The organism is Micromonospora sp. NPDC049051, from assembly GCF_043197575.1.
Taxonomy (GTDB): Bacteria; Actinomycetota; Actinomycetes; order Mycobacteriales; family Micromonosporaceae; genus Micromonospora.
The window spans coordinates 575,148-593,827 of the sequence record NZ_JBICTL010000003.1 but is presented as its reverse complement, the minus strand read 5'-3'; the positions used below and the strand labels follow the sequence as shown (position 1 = coordinate 593,827).

General features: G+C 68.0%; 17 protein-coding genes and 1 pseudogene. 7 read left to right on the top strand and 11 right to left on the bottom strand.

Going from position 1 to position 18,680, the window contains the following annotated elements:
• Positions 1-4: 4 nt before the first annotated feature.
• Together ACGFIR_RS14835 and ACGFIR_RS14830 are read right to left on the bottom strand one after the other, a co-directional pair.
• Positions 5-3,151, bottom strand: a complete 3,147-nt coding sequence (locus ACGFIR_RS14835) for an amino acid adenylation domain-containing protein (protein ID WP_393145358.1) — start codon at positions 3,149-3,151, stop codon at positions 5-7.
• A gap of 40 nt (positions 3,152-3,191) precedes the next feature.
• Positions 3,192-3,578: a nuclear transport factor 2 family protein gene (locus tag ACGFIR_RS14830; RefSeq protein ID WP_393145356.1), complete on the bottom strand. Its 387-nt coding sequence runs from the start codon at positions 3,576-3,578 to the stop codon at positions 3,192-3,194.
• A 380-nt stretch (positions 3,579-3,958) separates the two neighbouring features.
• On the opposite strand from ACGFIR_RS14830, the gene ACGFIR_RS14825 reads away from it, so the two are divergent.
• On the top strand, positions 3,959-5,050 hold the full coding sequence (locus ACGFIR_RS14825; protein WP_393145354.1) for a branched-chain amino acid aminotransferase: 1,092 nt from the start codon (positions 3,959-3,961) through the stop codon (positions 5,048-5,050).
• Between the two features lie 32 nt (positions 5,051-5,082).
• On the opposite strand, the gene ACGFIR_RS14820 is transcribed toward ACGFIR_RS14825, so the two are convergent.
• Together ACGFIR_RS14820 and ACGFIR_RS14815 are read right to left on the bottom strand one after the other, a co-directional pair.
• Entirely contained in the window at positions 5,083-5,922 is an 840-nt protein-coding gene (locus ACGFIR_RS14820; protein ID WP_393145352.1) for a hypothetical protein, read from the bottom strand.
• 62 nt (positions 5,923-5,984) lie between these two features.
• Positions 5,985-7,112, bottom strand: a complete 1,128-nt coding sequence (locus tag ACGFIR_RS14815) for a MupA/Atu3671 family FMN-dependent luciferase-like monooxygenase (RefSeq protein WP_393145350.1) — start codon at positions 7,110-7,112, stop codon at positions 5,985-5,987.
• 239 nt (positions 7,113-7,351) lie between these two features.
• On the opposite strand from ACGFIR_RS14815, the gene ACGFIR_RS14810 reads away from it, so the two are divergent.
• From ACGFIR_RS14810 to ACGFIR_RS14785, 6 genes are all read left to right on the top strand, one after another.
• Positions 7,352-8,674: a condensation domain-containing protein gene (locus ACGFIR_RS14810; protein WP_393145348.1), complete on the top strand. Its 1,323-nt coding sequence runs from the start codon at positions 7,352-7,354 to the stop codon at positions 8,672-8,674.
• On the top strand, positions 8,671-9,627 hold the full coding sequence (locus ACGFIR_RS14805; protein WP_393145346.1) for a phosphopantetheine-binding protein: 957 nt from the start codon (positions 8,671-8,673) through the stop codon (positions 9,625-9,627). The genes ACGFIR_RS14810 and ACGFIR_RS14805 overlap by 4 nt, the downstream gene beginning before the upstream one ends.
• A 290-nt stretch (positions 9,628-9,917) precedes the next feature.
• The gene (locus ACGFIR_RS14800) at positions 9,918-10,085 is read left to right on the top strand and encodes a hypothetical protein (RefSeq protein WP_393145344.1); all 168 of its coding nucleotides are present in this window, start codon (positions 9,918-9,920) and stop codon (positions 10,083-10,085) included.
• Positions 10,086-10,179: 94 nt separating this feature from the next.
• Positions 10,180-10,590: an IS5 family transposase gene (locus ACGFIR_RS14795; protein WP_393145342.1), complete on the top strand. Its 411-nt coding sequence runs from the start codon at positions 10,180-10,182 to the stop codon at positions 10,588-10,590.
• Between the two features lie 237 nt (positions 10,591-10,827).
• On the top strand, positions 10,828-11,232 hold the full coding sequence (locus tag ACGFIR_RS14790) for a VOC family protein (protein ID WP_393145340.1): 405 nt from the start codon (positions 10,828-10,830) through the stop codon (positions 11,230-11,232).
• Positions 11,229-11,510 (top strand): winged helix-turn-helix transcriptional regulator, encoded by a 282-nt coding sequence (locus ACGFIR_RS14785; protein ID WP_393145338.1) that lies wholly within the window; start codon positions 11,229-11,231, stop codon positions 11,508-11,510. The genes ACGFIR_RS14790 and ACGFIR_RS14785 overlap by 4 nt, the downstream gene beginning before the upstream one ends.
• A gap of 176 nt (positions 11,511-11,686) precedes the next feature.
• On the opposite strand, the pseudogene ACGFIR_RS14780 reads toward ACGFIR_RS14785, so the two are convergent.
• The 7 genes and pseudogenes from ACGFIR_RS14780 to ACGFIR_RS14750 form a co-directional block, all read right to left on the bottom strand.
• Positions 11,687-12,079: pseudogene (locus ACGFIR_RS14780) on the bottom strand (IS701 family transposase); the annotation flags it as partial.
• Between the two features lie 343 nt (positions 12,080-12,422).
• Entirely contained in the window at positions 12,423-13,847 is a 1,425-nt protein-coding gene (locus ACGFIR_RS14775) for an amino acid adenylation domain-containing protein (RefSeq protein WP_393145336.1), read from the bottom strand.
• A 43-nt stretch (positions 13,848-13,890) separates the two neighbouring features.
• Positions 13,891-15,390, bottom strand: coding sequence for a hypothetical protein (locus ACGFIR_RS14770; protein ID WP_393145334.1), 1,500 nt, complete (start codon positions 15,388-15,390; stop codon positions 13,891-13,893).
• Complete coding sequence (locus ACGFIR_RS14765) at positions 15,387-16,511, bottom strand: 2-oxo acid dehydrogenase subunit E2 (RefSeq protein WP_393145332.1); 1,125 nt, start codon at positions 16,509-16,511, stop codon at positions 15,387-15,389. The genes ACGFIR_RS14770 and ACGFIR_RS14765 overlap by 4 nt, the downstream gene beginning before the upstream one ends.
• Positions 16,504-17,508, bottom strand: coding sequence for an alpha-ketoacid dehydrogenase subunit beta (locus ACGFIR_RS14760; RefSeq protein WP_393145330.1), 1,005 nt, complete (start codon positions 17,506-17,508; stop codon positions 16,504-16,506). Before ACGFIR_RS14760 ends, ACGFIR_RS14765 begins: the two co-directional genes overlap by 8 nt.
• Positions 17,505-18,440 (bottom strand): thiamine pyrophosphate-dependent dehydrogenase E1 component subunit alpha, encoded by a 936-nt coding sequence (locus ACGFIR_RS14755; protein ID WP_393145328.1) that lies wholly within the window; start codon positions 18,438-18,440, stop codon positions 17,505-17,507. The genes ACGFIR_RS14760 and ACGFIR_RS14755 overlap by 4 nt, the downstream gene beginning before the upstream one ends.
• Complete coding sequence (locus tag ACGFIR_RS14750; protein WP_393145326.1) at positions 18,427-18,657, bottom strand: acyl carrier protein; 231 nt, start codon at positions 18,655-18,657, stop codon at positions 18,427-18,429. The genes ACGFIR_RS14755 and ACGFIR_RS14750 overlap by 14 nt, the downstream gene beginning before the upstream one ends.
• Positions 18,658-18,680 lie beyond the last annotated feature (23 nt).

Below are 18,680 nucleotides of genomic sequence, written 5' to 3'. Positions count from 1 at the left end.
GCGCTCACGATGTTGCGGCACACGGCTCGACGTGGTCTGCCAGGGCGAGGCGCCGGGCGAACGCGTCCAGTAGCGCGACCACGGTCTCGCTCTTGACCGATTCCTGGTAGAAGGTCGCGTCAATCCGAGCGCCATCGTCGTCAGGCCATACTTCGACAAGCAGTTCGCTCATCGGCTCCGGGACAGCCGGCCGGTGAACGCGGACCACGGTCTGTTCGAGCTGGAGGGTGGGTGGCTCGTTGTCCTGCAGGACGAACATCGTCCGGAACAAAGGATTACGGCCGCGCTGACGCGGTGGATTGACCGCGCGGACCACGTCGGGAAAGGCGAGGAGATGGCGGCCGCGGGCCAGCGACATCTGTTCGTGGGCCCGCCGCGCGAGCTCGGCGATCCGAGCGCTGGCCTCCGGCCGCAGCCGGAGGCAGATTGTGTCCACCAGACAGGTAATCACCTCGGCCTGGCTTGCCTGGCGTCGTACGGACACCGGGACGCCAATCCCGAAGTCGTCCTCGCCCAGCACTTCGGCGACCGCTGCCGCGTACGCTGCCGCCAGCACGGGGAAGCGAGTGATGCCAAGCTCGGCGGAGAGCCGATCGGCTGCGGCAAGCTGTTTGTCCGAGATCCGTCGGCTGTGCACCGCGACCGTCAGCTCAGCGACGTCGGAGACCCCCTTGATGCTGTCGTGTTCGGGCAGGTCGGCGAGCAGATTCGCCCAGTACCGGCGGGTGGAACGGTGCTGGCTTGTCGCGCTCACCTCGGCGACTCGGTCGTGAAGTGCGGCGGCGAGATCGGGGAGTGGTCCGGCGAACCGGGGTGCTCCGCCGGACCGCCGGGCGGCGTAGGCGACCGAGAGGTCATGGGCCAGCACCGACTCGGACCAACCGTCGTAGGCGATGTGGTGGATCACCAACGACAGCAGGTGGGCGTCGGCTGCAGTCCGCGCCCAGTTAGCCCGCCACACCTGCCCTGTGTCGATCTCGAGTGGACGGAGCAGGTCAGCGCGCGCGACGGCCCAGGCGTCCGGGACGCTGTCGAACGAACCAAGCGCAGCGAACTCGACCTCGCGTCCGTCCTGCGGCCGCAGGACGGACGCGAGGTCGATGTCGTAGCAGGCACGCAGTGCCGGATGGCGCGTCTGCACGTCGTTCAGGGCTCGACGGAACGCCTCGGGTGCGAACGGCCCTTGCACTTGCCAGCCAATCAGGCAGTGCCCCGCCCGGCTCGCCGGTCGGGTCTCGTGCTCGACCAGGAATCCGATCTGGGTGTCGGCCAGCGGGATGCCCGAGTCAGCGGGAGTACGCACCGGCGCTGGCGAGTCGACCTGCGCATCACGTACCAGGTCTGCCAGTTCGCGGGCGGAACGGGCATCGAGGACGTGTTGCGGTCCGAGGTCGACCCCGAGGCGTTCGTTGAGGCGCATGCACACCCGCATCGCGTCAAGGGAGTTGACGGAGCCGTCGTCGAGCCGGGCCGACGGCTCGTACGTCGAGCCGGTGACAGCCGACACCGTGCTCAGCACCGCCGCGAGAATGGCATCACCGGGCGCGTCGGTCGGTTCCGTCGTTGCTTGGGACGGCCGCTCCGCCTCGGCGGCAACGCTCAGGGCCTCGATGTCGACCTTTCCGTTGGCATTAAGGGGAATGTTCGCCACGGGCAGCAGACGCTGTGGGACGAACTGTCGCGGCAGGTGCGCCAGCAGGGTGGTTCGGAGTTCGGCGGGTGTCTGGTCAGTCCGTTCCGCGTTGGGGACGTAGAAGGCGGTCAGGCTGGTGCAGACGCCGGTGTCGTCCCGATCGGCGAGAACCACGGCTTGGGTAACGCCCATACGTCGCAGCTGGGCCTCGACGTCGCCGAGTTCGATCCGGAATCCTCTGATCTTGATCTGCCGGTCGGTCCGGCCGACGAACCGGAGAAGCCGGTCCTCTCCCACGAAACCCCGGTCTCCGGTGCGGTAGAGCCGGGTTCGCGTCGGCCCAAGCTGGATTTCGACGAACCGGCGGGCGGTCAGCTCGGGATCGCCAAGATAGCCGATCGCCAGTCCGTCGCCCCCAACGCAGATCTCGCCGACCTCGCCCGGTGCGCAGGGGGTCTCGCCGTCCAGCACGACAACAGAGGTACCTGCCACCGGACGGCCCAGCGGTATGCCCTGGTCGTCGCTGCAGTCGGCGGTGGTCACAGGGTGAGTGGTCGCGAAGACACACGCTTCGGCCGGGCCGTACCCGTTGATCAGGGTGATGTCCGGATGCCGGTGGACGAAGCGGCGGACGTGGCCGACCGACAGCTTCTCACCACCAGTGAGCACCTGACGCAGCCCGACGAATGCGTCGAGATCCTCGTCCACGATGAGGTTGAACAGCGAGCTGGTTAGCCAGACGGAGTCGGCTCCGGCCGCGACCATGTCGCGAACCGATCGGTGGGTCGGCAACTGGTCGCCCCAAAGCAAAGCGGTGCCGCCCGTGAGCAGCATCGACCAGAGCTCCAGGGTCAATCCGTCCCAGGGCAGTGGCGCCCACTGCGGCATCATTGAGCCTGGGCGGAAGTCTCCGGCAGTGGCCCCGGGGGCGAAGAGCCGAAGGGTCGCCCGGTGGGGTGACAGTACCGGCTTGGGCGTTCCTGTGGAGCCGGAGGTAAAGAAGACGCTGCAACCGTCGTCCCCGCAACCTTCCGGGACCACAGTGGTGGCGGGCACCGGGCCCCCGAAAAGGTCCGCGGGAGGCGTCCAACGATGCGTCCCGGTGGCGGGCATCGTCACCGTCACGGCCGGGTCGAGGATCGCGATGAGTTCCTGTTGACGGTGCTGGGGCCAACGATGATCCAAGACGGCGTAGGCCGCTCCTCGCATCAGAATCCCGAGCAACACGGCTACCAACTCCGCCGAGCGGGGAAGCAACAGCGGAACCACGTTTCCGGGACCGACTCCGAGCGCCTTCAGCTCCTCCGCGACCCGGTGTGCGGCCCCGGCGAGCTCCGCGTAGGTGACAGACCGGTCGGGGGTCAGCAGGGCAGTCGTGTCCGGCAGCTCCGCGGCCACCGCCAGGAATGCCTGGTGGACGGTCTCACCCCGAGGGTAGCTGGCGGCGGGGCCGTCTAGGAGCACCGGCGCCGACCGCAGGTCCGACGCGTCGGCAGGAGGCGGTTCGGTCTCGGACATCGAACTCGTCCTTCCCTTTGTTGGCAGCTTTGGACTTCGGTTAGACGAGAGGCGCGAAGAAATAGGTGTCACGACGGACGAAGCGCTCGTCCAGTCCGCTTGTGAAAAAATCTGCGAATCGCAGGGATACTGCGGTTTGGTCCTTCAAGACCCCGGTGAAGGTGCCCTGAACAGCAGTGCTGTCGTCTTGCACGAGCACAGATTGCAGTACGTGCCGACCGCGGTCGATGACGCGCGCTTCCCGGTAGAAACGACGCAGTTCGTGCTGACCGACCAGCGGTGGATAGCCCGGCCGGTGGTAGACCGCGTCAGCGGCGAAAAGGTCGACTAACTGGTCGATCTGATCCGAGTCGACAAGCGCGTAGTAAAGAGTGACCTGGTCGATGCGTCGTTGGCTGAGGATGTGCGGTTTATCTAAATTCTGCACGACGGGACCTCCTTGTCAAGGAACTGATTCCTGCAGCCGCAGCGGCGGTCGACCAAGCCGTGCCCTTCAAATGCCTACCACTAACTCGTTCCTTAGTCACATGCGTGAAGTTGATATGACTGCCCGGGTCAGTTGGGTTTGTCGCCGCGTGCCCATACGATGCGCGGCGGTTATTGTCGTGGCCGGCTGGTGAACGCCCTCGCCGGAGTGTCCCGCCGCCCGGCCGCCGCTGCGCTGGTCGGCGATTGATGAATCCCGTCACGCTTGGCGGAGCGCGACTCCGGATCGTCTCGCCGTCCGCGCCGATACCTCATCCGGGCCTGTTGGTTGCCCGCTTCGGCGATTCGCCGCTCGATGCCCTGCAACGAAAGGAGACAACGATGCAGACGCAGCCCGAAAGGATGCCGGTGGCTCTGCCCCAGGCGCCGTCCGTTGTGCTGTCGAACGGTGACCGACCCGCCTTCGGCACCGCCTTCACCCGGTCGATGGTGACCGCCCTCCACACCGCCGAAGAAGGCTGGGGCGAACTGACCCTGTCGCCGCGTCAGCCGCTGACCGTTGACCCAGCCATGGTGGGCATCCACTACGGCCAGGCGGTCTTCGAAGGCCTGAAGGCATATCGGATACCGGAGGGCGGCCTTGGTATCTTCCGGCCGAGGGCGCACGCCGAACGGCTGCGCGCGTCGGCCGCCCGGCTGGCGATTCCGGCACCCCCCATGGACCTGGTGCTCGACGGAATCAGCGCTCTGGCACGAGCGGACGTGGACCTCGTGCCAGACAGCCCAGACCGAGCGATGTACCTCCGGCCGCTCCTGGTGGCCGCCGACCCTAGCCTCGCCCTGCGCCCCGCTGACACCTATCTGTTGCTGCTGATCGCCTTCATCACGGGTGACTTCTTCGCCGACGGGACCGAGTCGATCTCCGTCTGGATCGAGGACCGGTACGTGCGGGCGGCGGCGGGTGGCGCTGGCGACGCCAAGGCGGCTGGCAACTATGCGCCGACCTATCTCGCCCAGAGCGACGCTGCCGCACTTGGCTGCCAGCAGGTCGTCTGGCTGGACGCCCACGATCGTCGGTGGGTCGAGGAGATGGGCGGGATGAATCTGTTTTTTGTACGTCGTCGTGCGGGGAGAACGGCGCTTTGTACCCCGCCGCTTTCGGGCACCATCCTCGCCGGCGTCACGCGGGACACCATCCTGACTCTCGCCCGTGACCGCGGCGTGCCGACCGCAGAATTGCCGCTGTCCGTTGAGGAGTGGCGGACCGGGTGCGAGACCGGCGAGATCACAGAGGTCTTCGCCTGCGGCACCGCCGCCGGGATCACCCCCGTGGGGTCCGTCGTCGGCCGGGATGGCCGCTGGACTGTCGGGGACGGCCGGCCTGGCCCGCTCACCATCCAGTTGCGGGGTGCACTGCGGGCCGTGCAGCGGGGAGAGGCGGCGGACCGGCACGGGTGGCTTGTGCGGATTTGATGGACGGCCCGGTCGCCTCCGCCCGGATACGGTCACCTCACGGTGTCCGGGCGGAGTCCGGCCTGTTGGGTGGCGTCGCGGTGCAGTGCTTCCCCATAGCTGATCTCGGCGCCGGCGCCCGCGTAGGCTCGGGCGGGCACCCCGTCGATGCGACGCAGCAGGGTAATGCTGTTCTGCGCCAGCTTATGCGGTTCGAGTAGATTGATGATCTCGATCGCGTCGGGATGCTTGCGGGCGAAGCGCTTGATGTACTTGACGATCGCCTCGCCCTCGGGATAGGTCAGCAGGTAGTGCATCGCGATCACACCGCCGTCGGGGTTCATCAATGACCAGAAATGGTCGAAGAAGTACAGACACTCCCACGCGTCGACCCAGGCGAAGTCGACGGGCGTGAAATCGTCGGGAAGGGCGTCTCGAAGGCCTCGAACGTCGGCGTTGACGATGTCCACCTGACCGGTCAGGTTCAGATCCTTCAGCGCGTCGCGCACCCGTCCCGCCGAAGAATGCTCGTTGGATAGGTTGTCGACCGCGATCAGCCTCGGTTCGTACGCCGTGAGATAGGCCGCCGGGGTAGCCAACGCCGGAGCGGCGTCGAGCCAATCACCGTCGAGCCTGCGCCCGGAGCCGAGGTGGGCGGCGGTCTTGGCGGCCAGCGCCGCCGAATCCCGCGCGACCTGCTGTCTGACGTCGGCGAGGGCGGCCGCCAGGAAGGGCGTCGTGTAGCCCATGCCGATCTCGAGGACATGACGCGGTCGGAGGAGTTGCACCAGCGTCGACAGCAGGGGCGCCACCACCTCCGTTCCCATGCTCGGCACGAACAGGCCGGCGACGGCTTCTTGGAACGAGGTCTGGTAGATCCTGCCTGCTGGCAAGGTCGTCTCCGTTCAGGGCGGATGGATGGCAGCGGCCGGGCGGTGTGCAACCGCGCGTTTCCTCAGTTGACGGCCGGCAAGTCCGGAGCGGTCGGGCGCACGCCGGACCCGGCGGTGGCCGGTGACGAGGAGGACGGCTGGTTGTCCTGGCTTCGGCTACGGATGAGATCCCGCAACTGCACCAGGTAGGGCAGGCTCGCCAGCACCACGTCATGTCCCACGCCGAAGTCGATGAGAGACGCCACCTCGTCGACCCCGATGCGCCGCAGGTCTTCAACCAGCGGCAAGACATCGGCGACCGAGCCGAACAGGCCGGCGGTGCGGAAGTACCGTTCGAACGATCTGCCGATGAGAAAATCGACGTCTGCAGCGGAGGCGGTTCGTGGGTCGAACCGTTTGCCGCCGGCCACGCTCTTGGTGACAAGATTGAGATTGCTGCGCAGATAGGCCGAGAAGGGCGCACGAACCGTCTCCCGCACCTGGTCGAGATCCGTGCCGAGGAATGTGTGCAACATGAGGGCGACGTGTCCCTGGCCTGACCTCCCGTGCGCCCGGAATGCGGTCCGGTACTCCTGGATCAACTCGCGCAGCCGGTCGATGTCCTGACCCAGCAGGTGGGTCAACACACCGACGCCGAGCCGACCGGCGGCTCGGAACGTCTCCACGTTCCCGGCGCTGGTCAGCCACATCGGCAGCTCCGGCTGCACAGGCCGGGGATATGTGGTGACGGTGACCGCTTTCCCGCGGCCGTCAATCTCACAGACGGCGTCGCCGCGCCACAGCCCACGCACCGCTTCGACTGTCTCCAGCACGTGGCGCGCCCTGTTCTCATACGCGCCCGGCCGTAGCACGAAGTCCGCCGGGCTCCAGCCGGAGGCTATGGCGATGCCGGCGCGCCCGCCTGACAAGGAATCCACCATGGACCATTCCTCGGTGATGCGTGCGGGGTGGTGCAACGGGCCCACCACGCTTCCGGCGCGGACCCCTACGTGCTCCGTAACGGCGGCCACCGCCGCTCCGGTGACGGCTGGGTTCGCGTACGGGGCGCCGAACGGGTGGAAGTGCCGTTCCGGCGTCCAGACGGCGGCGAACCGGTGTTCGTCGGCGAAGCGGGCGCCGTCGAGGAGTAGACGGTATCGATTCTTGGAATCGGAGTCGCCGTCGGCAAAATAGAACAGGCTGAAATCCATGAGTCCCCGTTGAGATGTCGAATAATCGGTGTCGGGCGGTAGTCGCAGCCGACGGAGAGGTGCCCTCGACCATAGCGTTTGGCCAATTTGCGGGCAACGTGTCGTCAAGTCACTGCGTACTGGTGTTCAGCACAGCGGCGCAATTTCGGTTGGACCGTTATCGTGCGGAGAACACCGCCGGCCCGCGTCCCAGTTCCGCAGCCCGAAGTCGGGAGCGGTCGATCACCCCCGGAGGGAACGTGCGCGTCGAACGATCCGGTCCCGTCACGTTCGGGCAACTGTCAGTCCTGCGCTCCGTGCAGCACCTCGGTCCACCGGGCCCGGTGGACGCGAACACCGCCCAGGTGTGGCCGCTGCCGCCAGGTGTCACCGCACGGCAGGTAAATGGCGCGTGGCACGAACTGTTGCTGCGCAACGAGTCGCTGCGTACGACGTACGACGCCATTGGTTCCCGGGAGCCGATCCAGCGGGTGCTACCCGTTCCCTGCCTGACCTTGCCGGTGGTCGACGTTTCCGAGGCTGGGGCGGATGCTGTCTGGGAAGCGGCCACCGCATTAACCAGTACGGCTCTCGACTTGGGCACCGACCTGCCGTGGCGGGCTGCTGTGATCACCCGTGACGGGCAGGCCACCCACCTGGTTGCGTCGTTCCACCACATCTGCGCGGACGACACCGGCATGCGTTCGGTGGCCACACAGGTGCGCGAGCTGCTCGATGGGAATCCGCAGCCGGCGGGTGCTCAGCCGCTCGAGCTCGCCGCCGAGCAGCGCGCCGCCCACCGTCGGCACGAGCGGGTCCTCCACTATTGGGCCGATCGGTGGGACGGCTTCGTGGCCGAAGACCGTTCGGGGATGGACCGGACATGGCGCTCGCAGGCGACCTTGTACAGCCTGCCGGCGCTGACAGCCGCAGAGGCGGTCAGCACCCGGTTGAAGGTGTCGGTTCAGGCTGTGGCGCTGTCGGCCGCTTTCATCGCGTTGCTGAACATCACCGGCCGGTCCGCGGCGACCTTCGGACTGATGGCATCCAACCGCTTCAGCCGACGCTGGGCCACCGTGGTCAGCTCGCTGAATCAGCTCGCCCCGATGACGGCGGCTCCACAGCCTGGGCAGACCCCCGACGACTTCGTCCGCACGGTGTACGCGAGCAGCATGGAGGCGTACAGCAATGGCGCGTACAACGTCGACGATCTGCGTGACCTGCTCGTCACGCAGGACCGGTCGGGTCCCGAACCGATGGAGTTCAACTGCTACTTCAATTTTGTCGGCGAACTCGCGACGAGCTATCCGCCAACGCACCCGGCGGCCCGGGCGGTTGCCTGGCAGCGACCCCGTCGGCAGAGCGGCCCGTCCTTCCACCTCGCAGTGGGCACGGGCGCGGGCATGACGTTCACCCTGCGCGCGAGCGAAGCCTTCCTGGGCGAGCCCGGAATCGCCGCGGTGCTGACAGGCATGGAGGCCGTGCTTATCGAGCTCGCTGCAGGGGCTGCGGCCGATGTGGCGGCGATCAACACGCGCCCTGTCCGCCGACTAGAATCCGACCAGACAGGAGCTGTCCGATGACCGTCCAGGCCGCTTTGCCCGTCGTAGAGCACCTGCCCACGTCCCTGCTCCGGCGCCTCCGTGCCACCTCGGCCGCGGGCGGCGTGGCCCGGAACTGGTGGCGTCACACCCTGGCCGACCCTCGCGTGCGACCCGGCCAACCACTGATCAACCTCGACACGGCCATGCCGACGATACTCCCGGTTCCGCTAACCGACTCGCATCGCGCCGCGCTCAAGGCGATCTCCGTCGACCGCCCCGTGCGGCTGCTCTCTCTTCTTGCGGCAGCCGGAGGACTGGCAACCCTACTGCCCGTCGGCGAGGTGATCATGGTCGCCACGGTCGCCCCGGACGGCCAGCCGGTGCCGGTCCCGGTGCCACTGGTCCGCGAGGAGAGCAGGGATCGGCTCGTGGAGCGATGCCTGGACGTGTTGGTGGGCGCGTTGCGACATGTCGATGGGCTGCCACCGGATCATGCCCTGACGCCGGCTCTCACCGTGGCGGTCGAGCCTGTCCAGCAGCCCCTGCCCGACTCCCCACTGGTTCTCTGCGCGCGGATCACGGGTGATCTGCCGGTGGTCGAGGTGCGCCACCGAGCGGAGGGGCGACTTTCCGACGTCGCGGACCGCTGTGCCCAGCTGCTGGCCGACATCCTCGACTACCCCGCTGCTCCCGTGTCACCTCTTCTCGACATGGCCGTAAATCCGCCGTCTCGACGGGACCGGTCCTGCGAAGACGAACCGGCCGAGCTGGACGAGACGGCACGCGCGCTGGCGGTCATCTGGGCTGAACTACTCGAGGTGCCGGTCGAGCCGGATGACGACTTCTTCGAGCTGGGTGGGCACTCGCTGCTCGCGCTGGAGTTGGTGTCGGAGATCCGGGACAGGATCACCGAGGGGGTGACGATGAACGACATTTTTGAGCATCCGACCCTGCTGGGCCAGGCGGCCCGGTTGAACGAACTGGCCGACTAATGCTTCTTTGATAGTGCTCCAGCCGGGGCGCTGACCTGGCTGAGCTGCGGATCGACGTGGTATGGGAACGAGGTCGGTCGCCGTCGATAGTGAACAGCTGTGGGACCTACCTCATGCGGCGTTGGTTCCCGGATACAGGGTAGACGTCCAGCGGTGGCGGATGCTCGGTGATGTCGAGGCCGTCTTGGTCATCGACGGGCCGAGTGCTCTGAAGAACGACCGGCACCCCGTCGGCCTGCAGCGGCAGTCTTGGGACACCGCTGGGGAAGATTGAGAACTGTCAGGTCGCTGTGTATGTCGTCTACGCCATCGATGCTGCTTACGCGATGCTCGACACCGTGCTCTACCTGTCCAAATTTGGTGCGCTGCCGAACGCCGCGCCGAGGCTGGAAGCAGGTGCGGTTCGCGACGAAGCCGCAGTGGCCGTCTCGGATGGTCGCCGCCGCGCTCACCACTGAGTTGTCGTGCCGATGGGTGGCCGTCGACGAGGCTTACGGCGACGACCCGCGACTAGGGAGCGTCTCTCGGATCAAGGCGGCTCGTTGACGAAGCGTGCCGGTTCGTCGATGGATCTCTGATGAGATGTGTGCGCGGCTGCAGCCGCATGTGCCGGACCGGTCGCCGCAGCGCGGCGGCCGGTGGGCCGATCACCGTGAAGTAATCGAAGCGATCGCGTGGAAGTACCGCACCGGGTCGCCGTGGCGCGACCTGCCCGCCGAGTTTGCTTCCTGGAAGGGTGTCTACTCGCGGTTCCGGCGGTGGACCCTCGACGGGACGTGGCAGCGGCTGCTGACCGCGGTGCAGGCCGACGCTGATGCCGCCGGTGAGCTCGACTGGCTGGTCACCGCAGTCGACTCCACGGTGGTCCGGGCCCATCAGCACGCCGCCGGAGTCCGGCCGGGAAAAGAACGCGGCGCCACGAGCCGGTCGACCACTGCCTCGGCCGGTCGCGAGGCGGCCTGACTGCCAAGATCCGCCTGGCAGCGGAGTCGCGCTGCCGGCCGATGAGCCTGCTCGTCACCGCTGGCCAAGTCGGCGACGCACCCCAGTTCGAAGCAGTCATGAACGCCATCGCAGTACCTTGCCGGGGACCCGGACGTCCACGGCAACGCCTGCGTGTGGGACGTAGGCAGTACCCGAGCCTTGTGCGGGACGCATGCCCCCTTGACGGGCCACTTGCATTTTGCAAGCATGGCCCGCATGAGCCTCTTCATCACCTGCCCGGTCGAGAGCGTCGAGCGCGCAACCGCCTTCTACACGGCCCTCGGCTGGACCCTTAACACCGAGATGTCCGACCACAATGTGTCGTGCTTTGCGATCGCGCCCGAGCAGTACGTCATGCTCGGCAGCCGCGAGATGTACGCGAGCGTCGGCGGAGTCGAAGAGCTAATCGGCGGACCTCAGACGCCCTCGAAGGTTACGGTCTCGTTCAACCTGGGCAGCCGCGAGGCGGTCGACGAGCTCGTTGACCGCGCCGGCGCCGCCGGCGGGCGGATCGGTGACACCGACGACTACCCCTTCATGTACCAGCGCCAATTCGACGACCCCGACGGCTACCACTACTCACCGTTCTGGATGAAGGCGGACGTCGATCCGACCGCGTGAGCGACCTCGCCGCAGCCCTCGACATCGTCGGAGCACGGTGGGCCCTGCTCATCGTGGAGCGGCTGCTCGACGGGCCACAACGCTACGGCGATCTGCAGCGCGACCTCGGCGTGCCGACGAACATGCTCGCGATACGCCTGCGCGAGCTCGAAGCGGCTGGCGTGCTGTTTCGCCTGCCCCTTCGGCACAACACCCGGGCCTATGCGCTGACCGATCGCGGGCTCGCCTTGCGCGAGGCGATCGTCGCACTCGGCAACTGGGGCAAGAGCGACGCCTAGTACTGCAACAGCAGTTGGTCAGGGGTAGCCGTGTCGTCGGTAGTGGCAGATTCGGGCTTGGTGTTGGCGTCGTCGGCGCCATCGGGACCAGGCCCAGACGCGTTCGGGTGGGTGAGTTGATCGCACTACGAGTGTGGTGAGTAGTCTTCGGATCTCCGGTACGGTGTAGCCGATCATCATGTCGTCGCCAGTGCTGGATCCCCGTCTGTGGAAAGGGATCGGGCCACGGACAGCCAGGCGTGGGCGGCCATCGCGAGGGCGATGTGGGCGTACCAGGCTCGCCAGTCGCGGACCTGGTATTCGTCGAGACCGGCTTCGTTCGTGGCCTGCTGGAAGCACTCCTCGATCGCCCACCGAGCCCTCGCGATCCGAGTGAGGTGAGCAGGCGGGTGCGGCGGGGTCCGTAGCAGACGTAGTAGGCGATCTCCCCGGTGGTCATACTGCGCCGGGCGAGCAGCCAGTTGCCCCCGGCCGGGTTGCCAGCAGATGCGCCCTGGCAGCCGCGCCCACCAGTACTCGCGCGGGCCGTGAGCGCCAGCGCCGGCGGACAGCCGGCACCACGCCCGGGCAGCCGGCTCACATCAGGTGATTACCGGCTTGGGCGCCCACCGCGCGGACGCCCTCGCCGCCGGTCTTCCTGCCATCTCGTGGCAGCGGGTATCCGCCGGTCAAGGTGCGCAAGGCTGCCGCACGACGAGCGGTCCTCTATCGCACTGCCACCCGCCGTCGCCGCTCGCGGCGGGCGTCGTTGGCTGCTGGTCCGCGGCAACCGCCGCACTGGCTACCGCTGCTGGGCACTCGGCTGCTCGAGGGGCGGCCGGAGCAGCGTCCTGGAACGCCGCTCCGGCCGTTTCGAGCAATGAGGAACTCCGTTGCCCGGGAAGGGGGGTACGGCGCCTGCGGTTAGCGATTTCAGAGCCCCAGTTCGCGGGCGAGGGTCGTCCGATCGACCTTGCCGGCCGGAGTGCGTGGCAGTGCCGGGCGAGTGACGGTCCGTCGCGGAATCATGACGGTGGGTAGACGGGATGCCAGCCAGGCGCGGAGCCGGGCGACAGGTGAGGTGGTGACCACTACCGCCACGAGGTGCGCGCGGATTGGATCGTCGCCCCTGGCGAGGAGGACCACCGCCTCGGACACCTCGGAGTGCGACTCCAGCGCGGCCTCGACCTCGCCGAGCTCGATGCGGTGGCCACGCAGCTTTACCTGTCCGTCGCGTCGACCCAGGAACTCCAGGCCACCGTCCGCGGCCCAACGTCCGAAGTCGCCGGTGCGGTAGTGGTTAGTGGGTAGGCCGGGCAGCGCGTCAAAGCTAGCGGCCGTGAGGTCGGGGCGATTGAGATAGCCGGTGGCGATTCCGTTCCCGGACAGGACGATCTCGCCGGTGACTCCTGCCGCGACCGGGAGTACAGCTCCGTTCGGATCGACGAGGTGCAGGTCGGAGCCGGGCAGCGCGGGACCGAGTCGAATTCGGTTCGGGTCGCTGACTCGGTCCGCGGTCGCCCAGATCGTCGCCTCCGTCGGGCCGTAGACGTTCCACAACTCCTCGCAGCGGCTCAGCAGGTCGCGGGCGAGCGCCGGCGTCATGGCCTCGCCCCCGCACCACAGTCGACGGGCGCCCGTTCCCAACCAGCCCCCTGCGATCGCAAACTTCCAAAAGCTCGGCGTCGCCTGGGTGACATCGGGGCGGTGCCGCTCCAGGTCCGCGGCGAAGGCGTCCGGCTGCTGCCGCGCCTCAGCTGAGGCGGCGATCACCGTGCCTCCCACGGTAAGTGGCAGCAGGAGTTCCGCGAGGCAGATGTCGAAGGTGAACGCCGTCAACGCCAGCATCGACTCGCCCTCTCGCAGCCCGGGAACCTGGCTGAGGCCATCGAGCCGATCGAGCAATGCCCCCTGCGACACGATGACCGCCTTCGGTTGCCCCGTCGAGCCGGAGGTGTACATGAGGTACGCCGAGCCGGCCGGCACGCTGCCCTGGGCCTTGCCCTCCGCGACTGGTGCGACCTTCAGCGCGCCCGTCTCGGGGTCCTCGGTCAAGAGCGCCACCGCGCCGGAGTCGTCGAGGACGAAACCAAACCGGGTGGCCGACTCGTCGGCTGCGAGCGGGAGCAGGGTAGTGCCGGCGGCGCTGGCCCCTAGTAGCCCAAGCACAGCGCCGTGGACCGTGCAGACCACCGAGCACACCACGTTCCCCTCGACGGCGACGCCGGCTAGCGAGCCGGCCAGTTCCTCCGCCTCCGCCGCCAGCTCCGCATACGTCCAGGTACGGTCGGACTGCCACAGGGCCGGCGCGTCCGGCCGGAGCGCGACCTGGTGTCGAAATCGGTGCCACACTGACATCATGTCTGTCCTCCTTGCCCTGTCGCCGGTGGGCGACTCGCTGTCAGTCCGTCCGGCGTAGATCGAGCTCCAGAGGTAAGCCCTGCCAACAGGTGTGCCGGTCGAAGAAGGCCAGGGCCAGGTCGTTGCGGCCTGTCGCGGTGGCGCGAACCACGATCCGTCCTGTCCCGGCGGCCCCCGCGCGAGCCGCTACTTCGTCGAGCATGGCGGTCTCGACGCCCCGGCCCAGCGCCGGACAGGTGACGAGGAAGGCCTCGACGACGCAGGCCCCCGGTTCGTGGGACAACAGCAGGGCCGCGCACAGGCCGTAGTCGCCGAGGCGGTCACGGACCTCGAAAAGCCGTACGACGCAGTCAGGGTCGACCAGTGCTGCGGAGAGCCGATCGGAAGCCAGTTCACCGAGCGTGAAGTCGGCGGTGCGCGCGAGCAGGTCGGCTAGGACGGGCAGGTCTGCCATAGCCGCCGCTCTGCCGGTCAACCGCACGTCGAGCGAGGCGACGTACTGCGCAACGTCCGTAGGCCGGCCCTCGGTGGCTGGGCTGGGACGAGGTGTCCGGGCCCAGTGCCCACCGGGCCGCCGACCGGCTGCCCAGTGTTCCGGCCTCGGCCCCGGAGGCCCGGGCGTCTCCAGCCGTCCCGCTGGTCCGGCCGTCATCACCAGCATGCTCTCGGCTTGTGCCCCGTGGGAGGCGACGAAGCGTCGGACCTGGTCGTCCAGGGGAGCGTCGTTGGTCCACCAGATCGTCGGGGGACGGCCCAGTCCGCCCGGCGGATCCGTGCCGGCTAGGGTCGGGTCGGCCCGGACGACGACGGGGGTATCGGTGGGCAGCCGTTCGATGGCACCTAGCTGGGCGGCGCTCAACGGTTCCGGGCCGTCCGCGACAACGACCACGCCGCTCACCGGTCCTGTGTGTCGATAGGCCAGCATGGCGGCGATCTCCTCACCGATCGCGGCGAACACCGGCTCGCGGTAGGGGATCCGGGCGAGCTGGTAGAGGTCCAAGTGCAGCGCGGCGGAGCCGCCGCAGCCCGAGATGATCGGATCGAGGTCCACGACTTCCGTGGCGGGCTGGCCGGCGAGCCGTTCGAGCGCCGTTTCCCGGAGCCGGGTGACGGCGGGATCCGGTGGGTCCGCTCGCGGCGGTAGCAGCATGACGAGACAGGCGTCCCATCGTCGAGCCGCCGCGAGTGCCGCGTCGAGCACTGTGCTGAACTCGTCCGCGACTGTGGGGTGCACGGCGCCACCATCAGCTCCGGCCGGGCCAAGTTCCTCCGGTCGGGCCGCCACCACCAGCACGTGCGGGTCCGACCTGCCGGCTGTGCCCTGGTCGTTCAGGCACTCCTGGACAATCTGGTTGTAGGGCGACACGGTGATGCGCGCGGCCAGACCGCTGTCGTGTAGCGCGACGCCCAGGTATGGAACGAGGGGATCCAGGGTGTAGCTGGCCAGCAGGCTGATGCGTAGCTCCGGCCCGTGTTCCTCGGCCAGGATCCGGCGCCAGCGCAGGCGGCGCTCCAGCAGGCTCTCCACCACCTCCGTCACGGCGTCGCCGCCGAGACCCGCGCGGGATCCTCGATCCGGGTCTTGAGGTGCCGCAGGAACGCCGCCGCCTCACGGCCGTTGACCATTCGGTGGTCGTAGCTAAGCCCCAGGTGCAGGTAGGGCCGTGACGTCACGCTGCCGTCGTCGCACAGCACCAATTCGGAGAGGGCGGCGCCGACGGACACCATGCACGCGTGTTGCGGAAAGACGATCGGTTGGGCGAAGACCACGTCGGGGTCGTTGTGCAGCGACACGGCGATGTCTCCGCCGTCATTGAGATCCTGGGCACGGAATGACCGGCGTAGCGCCTTGCGTCGGAAGTCCATGAGGATCTCGGCAATCTCCGGCAGGGTCCGCTCGGCGGCCTTCTCGACGACCGGGACGAAGAGCCCGTTGCCCATGTCGATCGTGACGCCAACGGCGATGTTCGCTGTCGGATCCCGGTCCCGTCCAAAAGCTATGTAGAAGCGGGGGAACTTGGCAGCTGCCTGACCCACGGCGGCCACGACGAGTTCGGGAATCCCGACTACCGTCCGGTCCTGCTCGGCGATTGACTGTTGCAGCCGCTGTGCTGCGGCCAGTTCCACCCGGACAAGGGTGAATGCTGCCGGGATCTCCCGGTGGGACCTGGTCACGGTGTCGATTACGGCCTGTTGGTGCCGGTCGTCGTCGCCGGCCTCGCCCGGCCCGGTGGCCGTTGCCGGGGTGTCCGACGCGTGGATGAGGGCACGGACATCCTCGGCGCGTACCATCCGGCGTCCGAGGGCGGCCAGGCGCTCGTCGCTGATCCCGTGTCGCTCGACCAGATCCCGGGCTGCGTTCGTCAGCAGGTAGGAACGCGTCGGCGGCGCCGGGTCGTCGGTTTCGCGGTGAACCCTCGCCTCCTCCGCCGACCGGAAATGGTGGGCGATGACGGCGCCGACCGCGTAGTCGCGGCCAGCCTCGGCGGCGTGCCGGAGGTGTCCGTCCGCCGGCATCTCGAGTTCCTCGGTGGCCTTTGACGTCTCGACGACGACGAAGGGCTCACCCGCCGCCACCTGCGCGCCGTCCTCTTGTAGCCATTCGACCAGGTTGTATGTCACGTCGTTGGAGTTGAGCCGGGGAATGCGAATCTCAGTCATCGAGGCCTCCGGTCAGAGCTCGGAAGATGTCGTCGGACCGCACCAGGACCTGTGACTCCAGGTGCGCCGCAGCGGGGATGACGCTGTCGAGGGAGTGCACCAGCGTGATCGGCGCTCGTAGCCGGCCCCAGAGCGCGCGGTAGAGCCCGTTGGCCATCTCACTGCCCCAGGTGCCGCCCGCAGTGCTCTCCTCCACGAAGCAGATCAGGCGCGTCTGGGCCAACAGTTCGTGAGCGGCGCCCAGATCGAGTGGGTATAGCTGCGCCGGCACGATGATGTCGCAGACCTGCTCGGTCTCCAGTAGCAGTCGGCGGGCCGCCGACAGCGCCCGGTCGAGCATCCCGCCGGGGGCGATGATGACGGCGTCCGGCTCGCCCGCACCCTCTACGCGCACGTGGGCAAGGTTGCGGGCACCGTCGAGGAAGCGTACCGAGAATAGGTCGTCGACTTGGGTCTCGGTGATCGTGGCGGACGGATAGAGGGTTTTGTCCTCGACCAGCAGGGCGGGGGCGCCGGTGGCGAACATCCGGGCGAGGGTCTCCGCCGCAGGGTGCAGTGGAGACAGCTCGTGAATGCTGAGGTTCGGCACCCCGATGAAGTGCTTTTGCGGGGACTGGCTGTGCGTCGGCCCGTAGCCCCGCCGGCCGCCGGCCGGACAGCGGACCACCATGCGCATCGGCAGTACCTCTCCGTACATGGTGACCGACTTGCTGGCGAAGTTGACGATCTGGTCGAACGCGAGACCGAGGAAGTCGGCGAACATCATCTCGACGACTACGCTGTTGCCGCACAGGGCCAGTCCGCCCGCGATTCCCGCGATCCCCGCCTCGCTGATCGGGGTGGTGAGGACCCGTTCCGGGAAGGCGCTGGTGAGTCCCTTGGTGATCTTGAAGGCGCCGCCGTATGGATCGGCGATGTCCTCGCCGAGGACCCAGGCGTTGGGATTCTGGGTCAGCAGCGCGTGCAATGCCTGGTTCAGGTCCTCGGCGACTCTCATGCCGTCCCTCCGGCCGTCCACCGGCTCAGCGGTCTGGACTTGACGTCCTCGGTGAGCCGCACGACGCGGTTCCGCTGCACAGCGTCGATCCGGTCGAACTGCTCCGGGTACACCTGCCGGTAGATCGTCGCCCAGTCTGCGGCGGCCACTGCGGCGATCTCCTCGGCCGTACGCGTGTCGTCGCCCTTGCTGTGCGGGCCGAGTCGGTTGGTCACGAACTCGATCACTGTCGGGATGCCGCGCCGAGCGGCGGCGAACAACGGGGCGACGTCGGCGCGTATCCGCGCCGTGTCCCGGTCCGAGACGAGGTGATGGCGTATGCCGAACCCCCGCACCCGCCCGGCGATGCTGCCGGCCAGCTGACGCACGGTCGGCGTGGACTGCGCCATGCCGTTGTTCTCGACGATAATGACTAGGGGAAGCTCCCAGAGCCGGGCGAGATTGAGCCCCTCGTACACCGCTCCCTCGCCCCAGGTGCCGTCGCCGATGAACGCGACCGCTGCGGTGCCGGTCCGGCTTCGTAGCAGGTGCAGTGCGACACCGGCCGCCACGGGCACGCTCTGTCCCTGCACGCCGGTGGAGAGATAACGCTCCCGCCGGAGGTGCTGGCTGCCGCCCACCCCCGCGCAGATCCCGCCGTCGCGTCCCAGGATCTCCGCGAGCAATCCTTCCGGGTCGTCGTGGAGCGCGAGGTAGTGACCGTGTCCGCGGTGGTTGCTGAAGACATGGTCGTTGGCTATCAACGGGGCCAGCGCCACCGGGATGTACTCCTGTCCGAGACAGGTGTGGGTGGTCCCGGCGATGCTGCCCGCGGCGAACAAACGCAACAGCGTCTCCTCGAACCGCCTGATCAACAGCAGCCGGCCGAGGTCTGCGTCACTGAGCCGTGGGGGAGCCGGTTCGGTGGCCACGCCGGCGTCACCGCCCTGCATGCTTGTCCGCCACCATGCGTCGGAGGTCGTCGAGCGTGTTGACGCTGGCCATCTCCTGCGCCGTGAACGAAACGCCATACTGCTCCTCGACGCTGACGATCAGCTGCACGTGTCGCATGCTGCTCCACGCCGCGTTTCCGGTGCGGCTGAGCTCGGCGGTCAGTTCCGAGGGCGGCAGTTCCAGCACGGCAACCACCAGATCGTCCAAGGTGTGCATGTCGCAGTCTCCAGGTGTGGCAG

Excerpts from the sequence above, each read along its gene's own strand:
- ACGFIR_RS14775 (WP_393145336.1), bottom strand. The coding sequence starts at position 13,847 with ATGTCAGTGTGGCACCGATTTCGACACCAGGTCGCGCTCCGGCCGGAC.
- ACGFIR_RS14750 (WP_393145326.1), bottom strand. The coding sequence starts at position 18,657 with ATGCACACCTTGGACGATCTGGTGGTTGCCGTGCTGGAACTGCCGCCC.
- ACGFIR_RS14760 (WP_393145330.1), bottom strand. The coding sequence starts at position 17,508 with ATGAGAGTCGCCGAGGACCTGAACCAGGCATTGCACGCGCTGCTGACC.
- ACGFIR_RS14755 (WP_393145328.1), bottom strand. The coding sequence starts at position 18,440 with ATGCAGGGCGGTGACGCCGGCGTGGCCACCGAACCGGCTCCCCCACGG.
- ACGFIR_RS14805 (WP_393145346.1), top strand. The coding sequence starts at position 8,671 with ATGACCGTCCAGGCCGCTTTGCCCGTCGTAGAGCACCTGCCCACGTCC.
- ACGFIR_RS14790 (WP_393145340.1), top strand. The coding sequence starts at position 10,828 with ATGAGCCTCTTCATCACCTGCCCGGTCGAGAGCGTCGAGCGCGCAACC.
- ACGFIR_RS14815 (WP_393145350.1), bottom strand. The coding sequence starts at position 7,112 with ATGGATTTCAGCCTGTTCTATTTTGCCGACGGCGACTCCGATTCCAAG.
- ACGFIR_RS14765 (WP_393145332.1), bottom strand. The coding sequence starts at position 16,511 with ATGACTGAGATTCGCATTCCCCGGCTCAACTCCAACGACGTGACATAC.
- ACGFIR_RS14825 (WP_393145354.1), top strand. The coding sequence starts at position 3,959 with ATGCAGACGCAGCCCGAAAGGATGCCGGTGGCTCTGCCCCAGGCGCCG.
- ACGFIR_RS14835 (WP_393145358.1), bottom strand. The coding sequence starts at position 3,151 with ATGTCCGAGACCGAACCGCCTCCTGCCGACGCGTCGGACCTGCGGTCG.